Raw genomic sequence first — 19,794 nt, 5'->3', positions numbered from 1 at the left:
AAACATGGCGCATCAATCAGGTGCGCCATGTTCTTATAGGAATTGTTTGTTGTAAAATAAGTTAAAGCACGGCTTGTGTTTTAACTAGATTTGGCGCGTAGGGTAACGCATTTGCAGCAATGGTGAAATCTTCAATTTCTATAATGGTAGGTATAGATCTTACCCCAAAGACACCAATTGCGTAAGTAGGGTTAGATGGATTTCCTTTAGCGATATAGGCATACTCGCGAAAAACATTTTCAGCTACTGCCGGAAAATCCTTACGTTGGCCATACACTTCGGTAAAAATGTGGCTGTTACCATCGGCTTGTTGCACTTTATACCGAAGTCGTAAACCTGCCCTTTTTACGTTAAAATTAGCCTCTAACGGAATGGTAAAAAACCGGTAATCCCAATCGTAAGGTGTAGTTGGAAATTGTAAAACCAAATTACCAGCATTATTGATGGAGCAGATGATAGAAGAATCAGGAGCATAATTATTTAACTGCCCATTCCCATTTACTGAAAGTAACTTGCCTTTATTGTTTAATGCAAAGGTTCTGGTTTGTACATATGGCGTATCAAAGGTGGTGTTATAGCCTTTGTCGACAATTTTTGCATTACTTGCCGGATCGTCACCATAAAAGCTATAAGCCGAAACAGCATACCTGTTTCTTGAATAGCCATCTGCATCAGCAGAAAAATCTTCTTCAATGGCTTCACTAAAGGTAATATTTCTAAATACTAAGTTTTCGCAGTACTTATCAATCCTCAAAAACTTATTGTCGAAGTTACGGGCAGTTGGGTCGGTGGCTTTATTTTTAAATACAAATCCATCAAATTCACAGTTGGTTACACTTTCTAATTGTAAGCCGTGTCCAACCATAATTTCACGATCAATATCTTTAAAGCGACTGTTAGTTACGCCTCTGGCTATTAAACCAGCAATTGGAGAAATGCCAGGAGCAGCATATCCGTTGAAGCCTAAGCCTTGCTGTTCAAAAGTAAAGTCAGTAAAGGTACAAGCACTTATTAAACCTCCTTTATTATCTAAAACTAACGGAGTGTTGTTTTTAGCATGTAAAAACACACGTTGTGCTTTAATACCAAATACTGTGTTGTTCTGATCGGCTTCTATACGCAGTGCTACCGGACCAATAGAACTATCATTACCACTGGTATCTGCAGTTTCTACCGTGGTAATTTGACAATCATAAATTTCCATGTCTGTGATACTGCCTCTGCCGCTCGGTTTGGTATGAGCAGCAATTAACATACCTGTGGTATTTACGGTCCAAATGTTTTCCAGTTTAAGATTTTCCACATCCATACTATTGGGATGCAGAGGTTTTACCAGTAAACCTGCTACACCATGGCAATCAGTTATTCCTAAGTTCTTGAACACTGAATCACGACAGGCTCCGATATGTAAACCAATCACATTGTTTACCTGCTGCTCCCGACAGTGAATACTGATGTCACTAAATTTATAAACAGGCCATCCCTGCCCGTCATTAATGTAATCGTTATCGGTAGATACAACGGCTAGCTTGTAGCAATCATCAGTAGCGGTATTATAGCAATTATTGGGTGCGCTGTTGTAATTACCGCCCAAAACTGCCTGGCAAAAATTATCACTGCTAAACAGTATTGTTCCGGTTTCACCTACATAAGTACCAGGCCGCAGGTTCCAGGTTCTGGAAAACGTGTACCAGCCTGCTGGTATAAACAAAACGCCTCCGGTTTGTGCCATCCACAATGTTGCTCTTTCAAAAGCATCAATATCATCAGTAACCGGACCATTTTGTCCAGTACCAAATGCACCAAACCAGCGTACATTTATATTACCACTGTATAATCTTCGCCAACGACCATTGCCGTTAAATGAATTAACTTGGATGACAGTTCCTCCATTATCATTTATTGAAGAGTTAGCATCCCAATAAAATACCCCTTCGCCACCATCAGCAGCGGTAGCATAGCCTTGAACAAACACGGGCTCTGAAGTAACCTGATAACCTCTCAGGTTAGCAATTGATGTTAATGTTACCATAAAAAATTGTTATTAATTTGATTAATGATGTGAGTTCACATATCAAACATACTAACAATTTTAGTAAAATCAAGATTAATCTTTAATTAAATACATAATTTCTTTACTAAATTATTTAAATTATTGACTATCAATTATTTAAATAATAAAATATTTCTTTATTAATACAATTTAACAAAGAAAATAAGACGACATATTATTAAACAGTTGATCTCAGTCTGGTAACATTATGCTTTAACAACATAAATTAGGAAAAAAAGTAAAGATCAGTTAGAATCAATTTTTTTAAAAATATTGACTCATACTATAACCCTGTAAAACAAACATGAGCCACTTCCGCCATTAACTATGCATTCACAGTGAAATATTTTTTTGACTCCAATATACTTCTACTAACAAACTTATTGAGATAAGTTGGTGATGAAGACACATACAATATATTAGATACTTGCTGTTTGACGATCAAGAATACCCGGCTTTATTTTGGATAAGTATTTGACTGCCGCTCTCACGTGCTCTATAGGTAAACTTCTACCTGATTGCAGCTTCTCATACAAAGCCGCTTCGTCAGAAATATTCTCTGTGTTCATCAAGTAATCAACCAACGCAAGCAATAGCAAGCCTTCATTAGTTTTCACCGGTTGTATCAAAGCTGTAACCTGATGTAGCCTTTGCTTTTCTTCAGCAAGTAAAGTATTACTTATTTGTTGTTCAACTTCTTGCTGTGCAGAAGCCCTTAACTCCAGCTTAGCAGCAGGATTATTGGCTACTTGTTCATACCCTTCCAAATACGTTTCGTTCAAAGAATACAGCAGGAAGCTCACTTCGTTTGAACGAAGGCTTTGAGCATCTTTAGTAAACTTGAATTTTAACTGAGTTTCACCGAAGCGTTGAAGAAAGTAGCCCAAAGCGGTAGCTACAGCTTCGGTTACAGGTTTGCCGGATTCTTGGTATTGATAGAGCAGGCATAAAAACATAGCCTTGGCTGGTGCTAGTTTAGGAGTGGCCATCTTAGTCTCCTTCTTGGCAGTTTCCTGCACAAAAGCAGTTGGTTCATAAATGATGATGTCAGCATTCAGGTTTGATAAATACTGTTCCATAATAGGCTTAACAACAGCCCAATCTAACCCGCCGTTGCCACAGCCCAACGCCGGTAATGCTATAGAAGAAATATGGTAATTAATAATTTGCGCACACAAATCAGCCAATCCTTCTTTTATCCAAAGTATTTTTGAAGGGCTGCGCCAATGCTGCTTGGTAGGAAAGTTAACAATGTATTTAATCTTCCCCATGCCAGCAATAGGCACCACCTGAACTTTACCGGTAGTTAACTCCCCTTGATCAACTGCATCTTTATAGGCCTTGTAATTTTCGGGAAACTGATGCCGGAACTGTAAGGCAATACCTTTGCCCATTACGCCAACGGTATTCACGGCATTTACCAACGCTTCTGCTTGAGCATCCAGAAGGTTGCCTTGTGTATAAGTAATCATGAAGGTTTAGTTTGAAATGATATGCGCTAATATATTAATACTTGCAAGTACACTTAATGTACAACAAAGCTCAACCGATTTATTAGCTTAATCAAGTAGGTACTTTAATAAGTCTGCTAATTCTTCATTAGATAAGCTTTCTTTTTCAGCTTTGTCATATATAGATAGTAGATAAACAGTATGATCCGTTATTGCAAAATTTGTAATTACTCTTGCTCCGCCCGACTTACCTTTGCCTTTTGATGATATTGCCAAACGTACCTTAGCAATTTTTACCAAGCGATGTTCCTTGCTCCGGGTTTTCCTTTAACAAATTCACCAATGCTAGTATATCAAACTTTAATGACGGATACTTTTTTATAAGCCTTTTAGTCTGCTTTTCAAAAACAGCAATTGTTTTTACGCTATAGCTCATTTAAAAAGTCTTCTGCATTCCGGGCTTGCTTTTTACCGGCTTTAATCAATTGCATTTCTTCAACTGCCTCTCTAATTTCTTCTAACAATATAGCTTTCGCCTCAGTAAGCGGCTTAGCCCTGACATAGGAAATGCTCTGCAACACTTCCATTAGTGAAGAAGCTTTATGATCAGGTATTTCTAATAGCACTTTCATAACTCAATATAGTTAACATTTTTGACGATACTACAATCAACTACTCTAAAAGTCTATGCTGGTACCAATCCAATCTCACTCAGCAAATCTACGGCCTGGTCAATGCTAGTTACACCTTCTATACTAATGCGTAAGGTATTTTTCACTTCTTTTAAATTCACCCGGCGAGGGTTGGTTTGTACAAAGCGCAATACTTCTTTAAAGGCATCACTTTCAAAGTAAGGCGAGTTCTGGTTGGTTAGAAAGTAGCCACGCAGCACATTCTTTTTCAAAGATATTTTTTCAAAACCTATAGCCTTGCCTAACCACTGCAAACGTATGGTGTTAAACAAATCATTTACTTGTGGCGGTACAGGACCAAAGCGGTCGGTAAGTTGCTGGGCGAAAGCTTGCAACTGCGTTTCGTTTTCCAGCTTCGATAATTCGGTGTACAGATTGTAACGTTCGGTCAGGTTGGTTACGTACGCATCCGGAATCAGGATTTCCATATCGGTATCAATCTGCGTAAAGCTGATAAATGGCCGAGGTTTTTCATCCTGAAATACCTCTTTAAACTCTTCGTCTTTCAGCTCCTGTATGGCTTCATCCAATATCTTGTGGTACATTTCAAAACCGATTTCAGCAATAAAACCGCTTTGCTCGGCACCCAGCAGGTTACCGCTACCGCGAATATCCAAATCGCGCATAGCTACATTGAAACCACTACCCAGGTCTGAAAATTCTTCAATAGCACTTAGTCGTTTACGGGCTTCGGTAGTTAGGGTAGATAGCGGCGGACTCAGTAAATAACAGAAAGCCTTTTTATTGCTCCGACCTACACGACCACGCATCTGGTGCAAATCACTCAAGCCAAACATGTGCGCATGGTTAATGATGATGGTATTGGCATTCGGAATATCCAAACCGGCTTCAATAATGGTAGTAGCCACCAACACATCATATTCGTGGTTTACAAACTTGAGCATTACATCTTCCAAGTCATCACCTTCCAGCTGACCATGTGCAATACCAATACGAGCTTTAGGTACCAGCTTACGGATCATGCCGCCTAACTGAGCCAAATCATTTACGCGGTTATGAATGAAAAATATTTGTCCGCCGCGGTCAATCTCAAACTCTACGGATTCTTTAATTAGCTTATCGTTAAACACGTGCAGCTCGGTAACTACCGGCTGGCGGTTAGGCGGCGGGGTAGAAATGATAGATAAATCGCGTGCACCCATTAACGAGAAGTGCAACGTACGTGGAATGGGCGTAGCCGTCAGCGTTAGCGTGTCTACATTAGCACGCATAGCTTTCAATTTTTCTTTCGTAGCTACCCCAAACTTTTGCTCCTCATCAATAATCATCAAGCCTAAATCTTTAAACTTTACATCTTTGCTGACTAAGCGGTGGGTACCAATTACAATATCCAGCTTGCCTTCTTGCAGTTTAGTTAAAGTATCCTTGATCTGCTTGCTCGATTTAAAACGATTGACGTAATCAATATTGCACGGAAAACCTTTTAACCTATCCGAAAAGGTTTTAAAATGCTGAGCGGCTAAAATGGTAGTAGGTACTAATACCGCTACCTGCTTACTATCGGCAACGGCTTTAAAAGCAGCCCGAATAGCCACCTCCGTTTTACCAAACCCTACGTCACCGCAAATCAACCGGTCCATTGGATGTGGCAATTCCATGTCGCGCTTGAAATCATTCGTTGCTTTTTCCTGGTCGGGCGTGTCCTCATAAATAAACGAAGCTTCCAACTCAGTTTGCAAGTAACTATCGGGTGAAAAAGCATTACCATGCTGAGCTTTGCGCAATGCGTAAAGCTTAATCAAATCGCGGGCAATGTCTTTAACTTTTTTTTTTGTGGTTTTCTTGAGGCGCTCCCAAGTGTCGGTACCTAATTTGTTCATTTTGGGTACCGCACCTTCTTTACCGCTAAATTTAGAAATACGGTTAAGCGAGTTAATGTTTACATACAGCAAATCATTATCAGCATAAATCAGCCGTATCATTTCCTGCATTTTACCATTCACCTCTACCTTTTCTAAACCGGCATATTTGCCAATGCCGTGGTCAATATGCGTAACATAGTCACCAGGCTTAAGCTCGCGTAGTTCTTTTAAGGTGATGGCTTGGGTACGCTGGTAACCTTTGCGCAGCTTGTATTTATAATACCGATCAAATATCTGATGGTCGGTATAGCAAGCTACTTTTTGCTGCCGGTCAACAAACCCTTCGCGGATGGATACATGCACTGGCGTGAACTTTACCGTTTTATCCAGATCATCAAAAATAGCATACAACCTTTCTACCTGCTTGGTAGAATCCGTAAAAATAAAGTTCTCAATCTTCTCAACTTCGTTGTTCTTGATATTGTGAATGAGTAACTGAAAATCTTTATTAAACGACGGCTGTGGCCGTATATCAAAATTGACATTGTACGTATCCTGGTAAAAAAACTGTTTACCAAACTCAATTACAGGAAAATCATGCAACTGATCGGCAATCATCTTTTCGTCGGTAAAGGCAAATTTAGGGTCAATCCAATCCGGGTTTTGTGCTTTATCTTCAGCAGGTAAAGCTTTCCATAGCTGGGTAGCTTTTTTGTGCCCATCTTGAATAATATCCAGCATGAACTGCACATCTTTAATCCAAACCTGAGTGTCATTATCAATGTACTCCAGCAGCGAAATATTATTTTCGGTCAGGAACTTGGATTGTACGTTTGGAACGATGGTTACATTTTTTACCTGCTCGGCCGATAACTGGCTTTCAATCTCGAACGTGCGGATAGATTCAATAAAGTCGCCGAAAAACTCTACGCGGTAAGGTAAATCGTGCGAGAAAGAGAAAATATCTACAATACCACCACGAATAGAAAACTGCCCCGGTTCATAAACAAAATCAACCCGTTCAAAATCATACTCAATTAAAAACTCGTTGATAAAATCAATACTAAGCTTGTTGTTAACTGCAATTTCAAGCGTATTCTTTTCCAGCGCCGAACGGTCTATTACCTTTTCGGCCAAGGCTTCAGGATAGGTTACAATCAGCTGGCCATATTCGGTAGCATGGTTCAGTTCGTTTAGTACCTCAGCACGAGCCAGCACATTGCTGCTATCCGGCTGAGTGAATTCAAAAGCCTTCCGGTAGCTGGATGGAAACAGCATGACTTCCTTACCAGTCAAATTTTCTAAATCAGCCTGAAAATAGCTGGCTTCTTCACGGTCGGGCAGTACAAAAAGTTGATGTTTGTGTTGTAAAAAATACAAAGCTACCGCAATAGCAGCATCACTTGACCCTACCAGTCCGCGCAGCTGTATGCGTGGGCTTTTGGCTTTATTCAGCGCCTGAGCCAATTCCAGCACGCGCGCATCAACCTTATATCTTTCTAGTATATCACGAATATTCAAAACAGTACAAAGATAGCAAAAAAGGTGCCTGTTTGTGCGGTCAAAAGTCAAGAGCACGAAGTGCAGAAGGTTGGCAAAGCTTTATAAATCATACACTTTAATCTACCTACCTGCCGGCACTTAACGGCACTGATCTGCCAAGGTTTTCTACCAAAATCTGACACGGAGCAAACAAATATTTCTCACAATCCTTTATACCTATTACAAACATCAGCTTAAACACATTAACTAATATTACTATGAAAAACGCAGTAGCTTCCGGATTAATTATAGGTATTTTGAGCGGCTTATGGCTGTTTATTATGCGCTGGGCCGGCTATACTATGTTTGGCGACAATGTAGCCCCTATTGAATACATTTCCATTCTTATTCCGATCATCGGCTTATTTTTAGGTGTTTGGAGTTACCGTGAACATCAGCTGGGCGGTCAAATGGGCTTTTTAGAAGCTTTGGTACAAAGTCTGAAAATTTTATTTATAGCTGGTATTGTTGCTGTAGCTTGCGGTATCATTTACACAAACTATGTAGAAGTACAACATAACGCACGTGATTTTTCTGGACGTCTGTTTGGCGCATTGCTAATTGGCGTACTTTCTTCCCTGGCCGTATCGTTGCTGCTCATGACCCGCGGTTCAAAAGTAGATTAACCATTTGTAGCAGCTTTTGCTGCTTTATATCTTTTAAATAAGCACCACTAACTTAGTGGTGCTTATTTTTTTAACTAATTTTAAGAGGTAATTAACAAATGCCTACTTTTAAGCAGCTTAAACTTATTAGCAATGGATTTTAATTACTACACTGCATTTTCAGGCATTACACCCGAAGAGGTTAATTTTCTGCAACAAGCTACTGCCGGATTAACCGAAACTCAGCATCGCAACTTTCTGGCTATTTACGGTAGCAAGCGCCGTAGTCCGCAAGATATTTTGCTGTTTACCTTGTTAGGGTTTGTGGTTGTTGCCGGTGTGCAACGCTTTGTAGTGGGACAAATTGTAATGGGTATAATCTACTTACTTACCGGCGGTTTTTGCCTAGTTGGCACTATTGTCGACTTAATCAACCATAAAAGCTTGGCTAACAATTACAACCGCGATATGGCGTATGAAAGTTTGCAGATTGCAAAAATGACCCCTTAACCATATGACAAGTGATACGGGCAAATGGCTGATTGTAATTGGAGGCCTTATTGTTTTGGCAGGCTTAATCGTTTACTTTTTGGGCGATAAACTGCACTGGATAGGCCATTTGCCTGGCGATATTCATGTTGAGAAAGAAAATTTCCGGTTTTACTTTCCGCTTACTACGCTGATTTTGCTGAATATATTGCTGTTTGCCATTATCCGTATTTGGAACTGGCTAAGCCGCTAAGTAACTTGCCGCCATGATAAAACTGGCTGAACTCACTGCTTACCTGGAAAGCCTGGCACCGTTGGCTTACCAGGAAGATTACGATAACTCAGGTTTGATTGTAGGCAACGGCAATCAGGAAATTACCCAAGGTTTAATTTCGCTGGATTGCACAGAGGCTGTAGTGGACGAAGCTATTGCTACAGGCTGCCAGGTGATTATATCACATCACCCGATTGTATTTAAAGGTTTAAAAAAGTTTAATGGCAAAACTTATGTAGAACGCGTGGTTGAAAAAGCCATCCGGCATAACATTGCGCTATATGCCATTCATACCAATCTGGATAACATGATGGATGGTGTAAATGCCCGCATTTGCCAAACATTAGGTTTAAAAAACTGCCGTATTTTATCAGCTAAGCAGAACATCCTGAAAAAACTGGTTACTTATGCGCCACATAGCCATGCCCAAGCTGTACGTAGTGCTTTGTTTAAAGCGGGTGCCGGGCAGGTTGGAAATTATAGCGAATGCAGCTTTAATGCTGATGGTACCGGAACTTTTAAAGGCGAAGAAAACACGAACCCCTACGTGGGCGAACGCGGCCGGCAACATCATGAGCCTGAAACCCGCATTGAAACCATTTACCCGGCCCATCTGGAAAGTAAAATATTGATGGCTCTTTTCCTGAACCATCCTTACGAGGAAGTTGCCTATGATTTATACCAGCTGACCAACCAGCACCAGCAGGTAGGCGCTGGCATGGTTGGCGAACTGGAAATAGGGGCTGATGAAAAAGCTTTTTTACAGCACTTGAAAGACCGTATGAAGGCCAGCGTAGTAAGGCACACTGAACTAACCGGCAAGCCTGTAAAAAAAGTAGCTGTTTGCGGCGGATCGGGAGGCTTTTTACTGAAACAAGCTATAGCTGCCGGAGCCGACGTTTTTGTAACGGCTGACTACAAATACCACGAGTTTTTTGATGCTGAAGGAAAAATAGTAATTGCCGACATCGGACATTTTGAAAGTGAGCAATTTACGCAGCATTTATTGTATGAAATAATACAAAAAAAATTTAGTAACTTTGCGGTCCGTTTAACAGAAATTAATACAAACCCCATAAAATATTTTATTTGATGGAACAAACCGTAGAACAAAAGCTGAAAGCTTTATATGAGCTACAAAATATCCACACCAAAATTGACAGAATACGCCAGATAAGAGGTGAGCTGCCTATGGAAGTAGCCGACCTGGAGGATGATGTAGCTGGTCTGGAAACCCGTATACAAAAAATCAAAAATGAGCTGGACGATTTAGAAGATGATATTGTAACCCGCAAAAACCTGATTAAGGAAGCGCAAGCCAATATCAAACGTTACGAAGCTCAATTGAATGACGTTAAAAACAACCGTGAATACGAAGCTATTTCGAAAGAAGTAGAAATTCAGGGTTTAGATATTCAAGTAAGTGAGAAAAAAATCAGAGAATATGGTTTTGAAATCACTTCTAAAACCCAGATTTATGACAAAGCTGCTGGCGATTTAGAAGGCCGCCAAAACGATCTGGATGCTAAAAAAGCAGAGTTAGGCACCATTACTGCCGAAACTGAAAAAGAAGAAAACGACTTGAATACGCAAGCTGAAACAGCTAAGCAAAACATTGAAGAGCGTTTGTTAACTGCCTACACCCGCTTACGCCATAATGCTAAAAACGGCTTGGCTGTAGTTACTATTCAACGTGATTCATGTTCAGGTTGCTTTAACCAAATTCCGCCACAGCGTCAGGCTGATATCCGTCAGCGTAAAAAAATCATCGTTTGCGAACATTGCGGACGTATTTTGGTTGATGAACAAATGGCGCTCGAAGTAGAGCACGCATAATCAGCTTTATAAATTTAAATTGAATGATAACAGGCGCCTTGATAAGGCGCCTTTTTTTGTACATGCTTAAATCTTTTCTACTTTTTACGTTATTGTTCATCAGCAGGCCAGTCTGGGCCAGCTTTGATGTGAATACTACCTGTACCCAAGCCTATAAAAACATCCTGAGCTTTAAATTAAAAGCAGCCCGCGCGCTTATTGATCGTGAAAAGGCTACCCATCCACAAAACAGCTTTACTATTTTGCTGGATAATTATTACGATTACTTTTACTTGCTCAGCACCGAAAGCAAAGCCGATTATGACCGGCTGAAAGGCAATAAATCATCCCGGCTGGATAAGCTGGAAGATGAAAACCAGAGTTCACCCTATTACAATTTTGCTTTGGCCGAAGTACAGCTACAATGGGCTTTGCTGAACAGCCGTTTTGGCGATAACACCACTGCAGGCTTTGCTATCAACAAAGCTTACCATTTACTACAAGATAACAGCAAAAAGTTCCCTGCCTTTTTGCCGGATGATATTCCATTGGGTGTAGTCAGCGTAGCCTTAGGCGCTTTACCCGATGGGGCTTTAAAAAGCATACTCAACATTTTTGGTATCAAAGGCAGCCTGGAAGGCGGTATTAACTTGTTGCAAAATGTAACCGCCCGACTGCCGCAATCGGCCTATGCCATGTATTATGACGAAGCAGTATTTTACACCACCTACCTGCAAGCTGATGTGGTGAATGATGCACAAGCTTATCACAAAATGTTGCAATATACCAGCCGTATGGATAACAGCAGCCTGTTAAAAAGCTACATACAAGGTTACATTGCCCTACGCACAGGCCACAGTACCGAGGCTATTGGCTTTTTTGCCAAACGTCCGGCAGGCAGCGAGTATCAGGATTATCCATATCTGGACTATTTAACAGCATTAGCTAAAATGAACATTCAGGATGAAGGAGCTACTGATTACTTTAATAAGTTTCTGCAAACCAACAAAGGAGTCAGTTATATTAAAGACAGCTACCTGCACTTGGGCTGGGAAGCCTTGTTAAGCGGCGATGTGAAACGATACAATGCATTTGCACAGTTGGCTAAAAACAAAGGTTATACCTACAACGAAAAAGATAAACGCGCACTGACAGAAATTGCCGGCCCTTTGTACAATACCTCGCTGCTTCGTGCACGGCTTTGGTTTGATGGCGGATTGTACGATAAGGCACTGGCATTACTTAAAGCTAAAGATGCCAGCAACTATACTTCTGTACATGACCGGGCTGAATATTATTATCGACTGGGCCGCATATACGATGCCTTGCAGCAGGATGATAACGCTTTGAGCAACTACCAGCAGGCTATCAGCACAGGGCGTAATACCAGCTATTACTTTGCGCCTATGTCAGCCCTCAAGGCTGGTAATATTTATGAACAGCGCAAAGACAGCAGCCGGGCTATCAGCTACTACAACATGGCAATTGCCTTCAAAAATCATGAGCAGGAAAACAATATTGAACAACGAGCCAAAGAAGGTTTGAAACGATTAAAAAGATAAAGCATTGCCGTAGAATAACCTTGTTCTTTTAATACTGGCAAGGCTTTTGAAATATCGATACCGCGTTCAGATTTAGAGTGAATAATTTTTTATAATTGTAATTATGTCAGCACCTGTTGTTACCGGTTTATTGGCTTATGGCATGTCGGGCCGTATATTCCATGCTCCTTTTTTGCATACCCATCCGGGTTTCCGGTTGAAAGCAGTGGTAGAGCGCCATGAAAAGAAAGCATTGGGCACATACCCAGATATGATCAGCTACAACAGCGTAGAAGATTTACTGAACGATCAGGAAATTGAACTGGTTGTGGTAAACACGCCTGGCTTTTTACACTATGAACAGGCTAAACAAGCTTTACAAGCCGGCAAGCACGTGCTGATTGAAAAGCCTGCTACGGCTACCCTGGCCCAAGTGCTGGAACTGTTTGATTTGGCTAAGCAGCTTGACCGTCAGGTGTTCATTTACCAGAATCGCCGTTGGGACAGTGATTTCCTGTCGGTAAAAGAAATAATTGAGAGCGGACGGTTAGGCAACTTGATAGAAGTACATTTTAGGTATGACCGGTACAAGCCTGTATTAAGCCCGAAAGCGTTCAAAGAAACAGCTAATACACCAGCTAATGGTTTGGTATATGATTTAGGCCCGCATCTGCTCGATCAGGTCATTAGCTTGTTTGGCAAACCAGTAGCCAGCCATAAAATTACTGGCATTTACCGCGACCATTCGGTCGTGCCCGATTACTTTAGTTATCAGCTTAGCTATCCGCACCAGCTTACGGTATATTTAACCTCCAGCTTACTGGTCGCACAACCTTTACCGGCCTTTGTGGTGCATGGTACGGCAGGCAGCTATATTAAAAACCGTTGCGATACGCAAGAAGCCCAGTTAGATGCTGGCCTGATGCCAACTGATGCAGGTTACGGCCAGGAACCAGCCAATTGCGAAGGGCAGCTTACCACGATGGATTTTAACAACCAGCCACAAATTGAAGCTATACCATCTATGGTAGGTAACTACACGCATTTATTTGAAGCCGTGTATCAGACATTGGTACATGGTGCGTTATACCCTATAACAGCCGAACATATAGCCTGGCAACTGGAACTGCTAGAGGCTAAATCTAATTAATAAAGAAAATGAAAAAACTACTATTCATATTATCCCTGGTTATTACTGCCGGATGCAGCCGTGCGCAAAACCCACCTAATATTCAAAAAATACCAGCTTATCATATTTTAACTAATGATAGCGTATATGTAACTCAGGCCAACCTGAAAAAGAACATGCCGGTTGTAATAATTTACTTTTCGCCGGATTGCAGCCATTGCCAGCGCATGATGTACGAAATGCAGCCTAAAATGAAAGAGCTGGAAAAAGCACAAATCGTCATGATTACTTTTACGCCCTACAACATGATCAAAGGCTTTTATCGTGATTTTGGCTTATCAAGATACCCGAATGTAACCGTTGGTACCGAGGGCTATACCTACCAGGTACAACGCTACTTTCAGGTTAAAACCACGCCCTACATTGCCGTGTATAATAGCAAAGGCAAGCTGGTAAAAGCCTTTGAAAAAGCGCCCAAAGTAGATGAACTGATAGCTACTATTAAAAAAGCTTAACACTTTGATAATTACGAGCTTCACCTAATAATACTTAGGTAATAAAAAATTTACTTTCCTGAATACATTCATCAGTATAAAAGTTACACGGCTTCATAGCCCGACAACGGTAAAAGTGTGACTTTTGCAGGATGAATTTTTCTTTGCTAAAGCGTATAGCTCTTGTACTACTATTACTGTTTGCCGTTAAGGTAAATGCACAAACTACAGCATCGGGCGGTACCGTTTCGGGCAAGTTGATTGATGCAACTACCAACAAAGCGTTGGATTTCGCCACCGTGGGTTTGTTTAACAAAGCAGATAATACCCCGGTAAAAAGTATGCAAACCGATTTGGACGGCAACTTTAAGCTTACCGGTATTAAAAATGGTTTATACCTGTTACGCATTAGCTTTGTAAGCTATCTTACTTACACTAAAGATAGCATCACTATTAATGGTTCTCACCCGTCAGTACAGCTAGGCAGCATCAGGATGCGGGAGGCTAAAAGTGCGTTGAAAGAAGTGGTGGTAACCGGCCAACGCAGCCAAATGCGCATCACCGCTGATAAAAAAGTATTTAATGTTGAACAAAGCCTGGTAAGTCAAGGCGGTACAGCTACCGATTTGCTGGCCAATGTACCATCAGTACAGGTGGATGTAGATGGTAACGTTGCCCTACGTGGTTCCAGCAATGTACGCATTCTGATTAATGGTAAGCCATCGGCCTTAACCGGCGCTAACTTGAGCGATGTACTGCAATCTATCCCGGCCAGTTCTATCGAGAACATTGAAGTAATTACCAATCCATCAGCCAAGTATGATGCGGAAGGCCAATCGGGTATTATCAACATCGTATTAAAAAAGAATGCACAGTTGGGCTTTAATGGTTCGGTAAATGCAGGTGTGGGTAACCGTAATACCCGTACCGGTTCTGCAAACCTGGCTTACCAGAACAAAGCTATTAACGTTTATAGTAATTATAGCTACCGTCATGGCGATCGTATTGGCAATGGCACTACCAATACCACCAACTATTTACTAGATGGCAGTAAATTATTTCAGGATCAGGTAGCCGATCAAAAGTTCACCTTCAACTCGCACAACATACGCAGTGGTATTGATGTGAACCTGGATCAGAAGACCACGTTGAGCTTTACCAACAACGTAAATATCCGGAATATTCAGCGTTACCAAACCGGTTATACTGAGGTACGTAACGAAAATGGCAGCCCTAACCAAAATTTCACCCGTAATAACTATAGCAAAGGCCCTGGCCACAACCTAGATTTTAACTTAGATTTAGATAAGAAATTTAAAAAACCTCAGGAGCAGTTAACTGCCAACATTGGCTACTCAACCAGTAACAACCATAATACGGATAACCTAAATACCGATTACCAGTACTTTGTGCCAACCACCTCTTTTTACAATGCCGGGCAGTTGAATAATACTCTTGGCAAGCAGCACAACTTAAACTTACAGGCTGATTATACCTTGCCTTTAAGCAATAATAACCACCTGGAACTGGGTTACCGTAGCACCTTTAATAAAAACAGTAATAACTATCTGGTTGATACGCTGAACAACATTTTAGGTGCCTATGTACCTTCCGATACCTTGAGCAATGATTTTGTTTACAACGAACAGGTACATGCTGTATATGGCAACTACCAGCAGCAACTGGGCAACTTCGGCATACAAGCTGGTTTACGTTTGGAAGATGCACGAATTAGAACCACTACAACTTCAGTTGGGCAAGCTCAGGTATTTAAGCAAGATTACTTCAGGGTATATCCAAGCGTATTCTTAACCGATAAACTATCAGAAAGCCAAACCTTGCAACTTAGCTATAGCCGCAGGGTAAGCCGCCCGCGCGATCGTCAGATTTCACCTTTCTTGGATCGAAGCGACCGCCAGAACTATCAGCAGGGTAATCCGAACTTAAAGCCAGAAGACACGCACTCTTTTGAATTAAGCTACATCAATTACTATAAAGCGCTTACGTTAACTTCTTCACTATACTACCGCTTAACTAACGACAATATTCAGCAGGTACGCGGCTTAGAAAACAGCACGGGTACTATTACCTTAACCCGGTTTGAAAACCTGAAAAGCGCATCTAACGCCGGCTACGAGTTAATTGCCAAAGTATCGCCTTCTAATAAGTTTGACCTAACCGGTAACTTAAACGTTTACTATCGCCATATTCAAGGCGATACGGCTTTACACGTGGCTACCACATCAGGTTTTTCATTTAATGGCAACATTACCGGTAATTATAAAGTAACCAGCAAACTGGGCGTGCAGTTACGAGCCGATTACCAAGGCCATCAGGTTATGGCACAAGGCTACATGAAAGCTTTATACGGACTAGATGGGGCAATTAGGTATGATGTGACTAAAACACTAAGCTTTAGCCTTAACTCGCGCGATATTTTCAATACCCGTAAATTTAAGTCGTACGTGCTGAGTAATGACGGCGTATTGCCTTACTACGAGCAAAACTCATCACGCCGCTGGGCTACTCGTATGGTCATGTTTTCTCTATCATACCGCTTTGGCGCTTCAACCCAGGCTAACAAACGTAAAGGTAACCGTGACCAGCAGCAAGACCAAGATGTTCCGGATGAAGGCCAAGCCAGTGGAAATCAAAACAGCAACAATAACGGCCCTAGTACCACTACAGGTGGCAGAGGAGCCGGCACCAACGGTATCAGATAAAATAAATTTCTGATCTTTATACCTAACAAAAAGCCCTTGCTGATCTAATACAGCAAGGGCTTTTTATTTTCTACAGAATAAGCCAGAAGGGATACACAGAAATAGGATTTGTCTGCCTTATTGTACAAAGCTGCCAACTCGTCTGCTTTTTAGCGCGCGAAAATTATGACAGTAATCTGCGAAATAACGCGAAACAAGTATGATATACCGGTAAGTAGTTACCCGTTTACTGTAGCATAATTAGCAAACACGTAATTTAAGAATGCTAATTGCTGCAACATAAGGATACAAGTTGAGCGCCTTATGGAAGTGGTATTACTTAAAGCATTTTTTATCGTTACTTTATTCGTCCTGATTGCATTTGCTGTTACAAGCGTTTTGGCTGTAGCAGGCGATTTTGACACCTGGACATCCCGCTTTAGCAAGAAGCGCAGAAAGTCATCAGTAGTTTAGTTCTGCGGCACCGTAAAGTACGGCTAAACTAGTCTAAGTTAGTTTAAGCTTACCATAGCATGTGATTTAATTAATCTACTACCTCAAACTCAGCTTTCAACTTAATATCTTCAGACGAGCTACCAATCATTACCCGGAACTTACCGGGTTCTACGGTCCAGTTCATATTCTTATCCAGCAGGGCTAAATCATCAGGGTGTAGGGTAAACTTTACCGTCTTTTTCTCACCCGGCGCTAAAGGCACACGTTCAAAACCACGCAGGTCATACTCGTAAGTAGTTACGCTGCTCACCACATCTTTCAGGTATAGTTGTACTACATCATCCCCTTTAACATTTCCGGTATTCGTTACATCTACCGTTACTGTAATATCATTCTGACTATGTTGGCTAGGCTGTATAATTTGCAGATTGCTATAGCTAAAGGTAGTATAGCTTAAGCCGTAGCCAAACGGATATAAGGCACCATTCACACTGGTTTTACCATAACCATTAGGCCCCGAAGTTGGCTGGTTGGCTTGTGAAGCTGGCTTAAATGGAAAATTAAACTCAATTTGCCCGGTAGTTTTCGGAAAAGTAATCGACAGCTTACCTCCTGGATTGTTCAGCCCGAACAAGGTTTCGGCCACCACACGTCCAGATTGCGGCCCGGGGAACCACGCTTCCAGAATAGCCGGTAAATAGCGGTTTTCCCAATTGATGGTAAGCGGCTGTCCGTTAATCATCACCATAACCACAGGCTTGCCGGTGGCTTGCAAGGCTTGCAACAATTGTAGTTGCCTGCCGGGTAGGTTCAATCCGGTACGTGATAAGCTTTCGCCTACCTGTCTCTCGTTCTCGCCAACTACAGCAATTACTACATCGGCCTGCCGGGCTTTGGCTACTGCACTATCAATGCCGGCCTGTTCAGCAGCGGTTAATGGTGTCGGGATGATTTCACTTTCGGGCCAGGTAGCATCAGTTACCTGGCAGCCTTGTGCGTAATCTACCTTTACACTTGCACCGGCAAACGTTTTAATACCTTCCAGCACCGAAGTAACCGGATTATGTGAAGGGCCATAACGACTAATGGCATAACTCTTCTCGCCCGCTAAAGGCCCAGTTACCAGTATATTTTTCAGCTTACTTTTATCTAATGGCAACAGCTTATTTTCGTTTTTAAGCAGCACCATTGATTCACGGTTTAATTGCAAGGCAAAGTCTTCATCAGCCGCAGTATGCACCAGCTTGTCGGCCGCTTTCGGGTTAGCCACATACGGTTGATCGAACAAACCCAATTTAAACTTTACCCTTAACACATCAGCCACACTATGGTTAAGCGTTTTCATACTCACGCTGCCTTCCTTCACCAGTTCACGCAAAGGCATAATGTAGGTTTGCGGCATACTGAAATTGGTACGAACGTTCAAACCGGCATCAATAGCCTGCTTAACGGCACCTTTCATATCAGCCGCTACATGGTGCTTAGAATATAAGTATTCCACCGCTTCACTATCAGAAACCACATAGCCTGTAAAGCCAAACTTCTGGCGTAACAGCTCAGTCAGGAAAAAGTAGCTCCCGGTAATAGGCACGCCGTCCCAATCGTTATAGCTGCTCATTACTCCCAATGGCTGCGCCTCCTGTATTACCCGGCGGAATGGATATAAGTAAAGCTGATACATTTCTCGCGGAGCCACATGCGGGTCGGTACGGGTATTACCATCCCGGCCACCTTTCGGCACGCTATACACTGCAAAGTGTTTCAGGGTAGAAGCCACACCCTGACTTTGCACGCCTAATGTCATTTGCTTGCCTAGTTCGGCAATCAGGTACGGGTCTTCACCATAACATTCCACTACACGCCCCCAACGCTGATCGCGGGCGGGGTCTAATATGGGTACATAAATATTCGTATAGCCTAGAGCCTTCGCTTCCCGACCTACCGTCTGGCCGGCCCGAAGTACCAGTGCTTTATCCCAGCTGCTGCCAATACCTATAGGCGCTGGCAGTGGCGTAGCCCGGTCATGGTTCAGGCCATGTATGCCTTCGTTGGTAAAATCAACCGGTATGCCCAGTCGAGTTTCTTCTACAAACCACTTCTGTATCGTGTTAATTGCTGAAGCATGTTTACTGTACGGGTAACTATATTGCGTAGGCGCATCATCTGTATGTGAGGTTAAGTTGTTCAGTTCCTCATCAATATTGGCAATACCATCTTTCCATACTTCATTTTTCCAGTTAGGCGTAGGCATTTCATCCCTTAGCACCCGCTTATACCCATATAATGTAGCCTGTTGGCAAGTCTTTTCTTCCAATGTCATCTGCGATAGCAAATCGGCGATGCGCTTCTCTACAGGTTCAGCAGGATCTTCAAATACATCTTTACGGCCGTTCTTGTTAAAATCTATCCATCCCTTATGGTAAATACTTTTGTTTTGGGCCCACAGCGAAGAGGTAACTAGGGTGAGCAGGGCAGTAGCTAACAAAGCTTTGCTTTTAACTAACGGTTTCATGAATGGTAGGTATAATGGTTATGGTTTAAAGCATTCATAAGCAGCACAATTTTTCAATGGGTTGCTGATTATGAATGCCATAGGCTATACTGCAAGTATACTACTAATATACCGATGATGATTGTTCTGGATGAAAACTGTGAAGGTACATTCAGCTTACCTGCACGATAAGCCACAGGGTTGATAAACCGGCACAAAAAAGGCGCTTTATTTTAT

General features: G+C 41.9%; 15 protein-coding genes. 9 read left to right on the top strand and 6 right to left on the bottom strand.

The features are described from left to right. Positions 1–61: 61 nt before the first annotated feature. From HH214_RS11195 to mfd, 5 genes are all read right to left on the bottom strand, one after another. Positions 62–2,032 carry a hypothetical protein gene (locus HH214_RS11195; RefSeq protein ID WP_169607687.1) on the bottom strand — a complete coding sequence of 657 codons (1,971 nt, stop codon included), beginning with the start codon at positions 2,030–2,032 and terminating at the stop codon, positions 62–64. 440 nt (positions 2,033–2,472) lie between these two features. After that, positions 2,473–3,525, bottom strand: a complete 1,053-nt coding sequence (darG, locus tag HH214_RS11190; protein ID WP_169607686.1) for a type II toxin-antitoxin system antitoxin DNA ADP-ribosyl glycohydrolase DarG — start codon at positions 3,523–3,525, stop codon at positions 2,473–2,475. A gap of 87 nt (positions 3,526–3,612) precedes the next feature. Then, the gene (locus HH214_RS22110) at positions 3,613–3,804 is read right to left on the bottom strand and encodes a type II toxin-antitoxin system RelE/ParE family toxin (RefSeq protein WP_248282078.1); all 192 of its coding nucleotides are present in this window, start codon (positions 3,802–3,804) and stop codon (positions 3,613–3,615) included. 125 nt (positions 3,805–3,929) lie between these two features. Beyond that, complete coding sequence (locus HH214_RS11180) at positions 3,930–4,136, bottom strand: hypothetical protein (protein WP_169607684.1); 207 nt, start codon at positions 4,134–4,136, stop codon at positions 3,930–3,932. 53 nt (positions 4,137–4,189) lie between these two features. Then, on the bottom strand, positions 4,190–7,540 hold the full coding sequence (mfd, locus tag HH214_RS11175; protein WP_169607682.1) for a transcription-repair coupling factor: 3,351 nt from the start codon (positions 7,538–7,540) through the stop codon (positions 4,190–4,192). A 239-nt stretch (positions 7,541–7,779) separates the two neighbouring features. Between mfd and HH214_RS11170 the strand changes: the two genes are divergently transcribed. The 9 genes from HH214_RS11170 to HH214_RS11130 all read left to right on the top strand — a co-directional run bounded on the left by HH214_RS11170 (position 7,780) and on the right by HH214_RS11130 (position 16,631). Next, complete coding sequence (locus HH214_RS11170) at positions 7,780–8,187, top strand: DUF4199 domain-containing protein (RefSeq protein ID WP_169607680.1); 408 nt, start codon at positions 7,780–7,782, stop codon at positions 8,185–8,187. A 132-nt stretch (positions 8,188–8,319) separates the two neighbouring features. Further along, the gene (locus HH214_RS11165) at positions 8,320–8,676 is read left to right on the top strand and encodes a TM2 domain-containing protein (protein ID WP_169607679.1); all 357 of its coding nucleotides are present in this window, start codon (positions 8,320–8,322) and stop codon (positions 8,674–8,676) included. Between the two features lie 4 nt (positions 8,677–8,680). Beyond that, positions 8,681–8,908 carry a DUF2905 domain-containing protein gene (locus tag HH214_RS11160; protein ID WP_169607677.1) on the top strand — a complete coding sequence of 76 codons (228 nt, stop codon included), beginning with the start codon at positions 8,681–8,683 and terminating at the stop codon, positions 8,906–8,908. Between the two features lie 16 nt (positions 8,909–8,924). Further along, entirely contained in the window at positions 8,925–10,022 is a 1,098-nt protein-coding gene (locus HH214_RS11155) for a Nif3-like dinuclear metal center hexameric protein (RefSeq protein ID WP_169611123.1), read from the top strand. Continuing rightward, on the top strand, positions 10,022–10,765 hold the full coding sequence (locus HH214_RS11150) for a zinc ribbon domain-containing protein (RefSeq protein ID WP_169607675.1): 744 nt from the start codon (positions 10,022–10,024) through the stop codon (positions 10,763–10,765). Before HH214_RS11155 ends, HH214_RS11150 begins: the two co-directional genes overlap by 1 nt. Before the next feature lie 62 nt (positions 10,766–10,827). Next, positions 10,828–12,306 carry a tetratricopeptide repeat protein gene (locus HH214_RS11145; protein ID WP_169607674.1) on the top strand — a complete coding sequence of 493 codons (1,479 nt, stop codon included), beginning with the start codon at positions 10,828–10,830 and terminating at the stop codon, positions 12,304–12,306. A 103-nt stretch (positions 12,307–12,409) separates the two neighbouring features. After that, the gene (locus HH214_RS11140) at positions 12,410–13,435 is read left to right on the top strand and encodes a Gfo/Idh/MocA family oxidoreductase (RefSeq protein WP_169607672.1); all 1,026 of its coding nucleotides are present in this window, start codon (positions 12,410–12,412) and stop codon (positions 13,433–13,435) included. An 8-nt stretch (positions 13,436–13,443) separates the two neighbouring features. Then, positions 13,444–13,929, top strand: a complete 486-nt coding sequence (locus HH214_RS11135) for a TlpA family protein disulfide reductase (RefSeq protein WP_169607670.1) — start codon at positions 13,444–13,446, stop codon at positions 13,927–13,929. 131 nt (positions 13,930–14,060) lie between these two features. After that, the gene (locus tag HH214_RS11130) at positions 14,061–16,631 is read left to right on the top strand and encodes a TonB-dependent receptor domain-containing protein (protein ID WP_169607669.1); all 2,571 of its coding nucleotides are present in this window, start codon (positions 14,061–14,063) and stop codon (positions 16,629–16,631) included. A 523-nt stretch (positions 16,632–17,154) separates the two neighbouring features. On the opposite strand, the gene HH214_RS11125 is transcribed toward HH214_RS11130, so the two are convergent. Further along, positions 17,155–19,578 carry a glycoside hydrolase family 3 N-terminal domain-containing protein gene (locus HH214_RS11125; RefSeq protein WP_169607667.1) on the bottom strand — a complete coding sequence of 808 codons (2,424 nt, stop codon included), beginning with the start codon at positions 19,576–19,578 and terminating at the stop codon, positions 17,155–17,157. Positions 19,579–19,794: the final 216 nt, after the last annotated feature.

Origin of the sequence: Mucilaginibacter robiniae (assembly GCF_012849215.1) — a bacterium.
GTDB classification, from domain to species: Bacteria; Bacteroidota; Bacteroidia; order Sphingobacteriales; family Sphingobacteriaceae; genus Mucilaginibacter; species Mucilaginibacter robiniae.
Note: the sequence above shows the minus strand (reverse complement) of the source record. Positions and strands in the feature narration are given on the sequence as shown.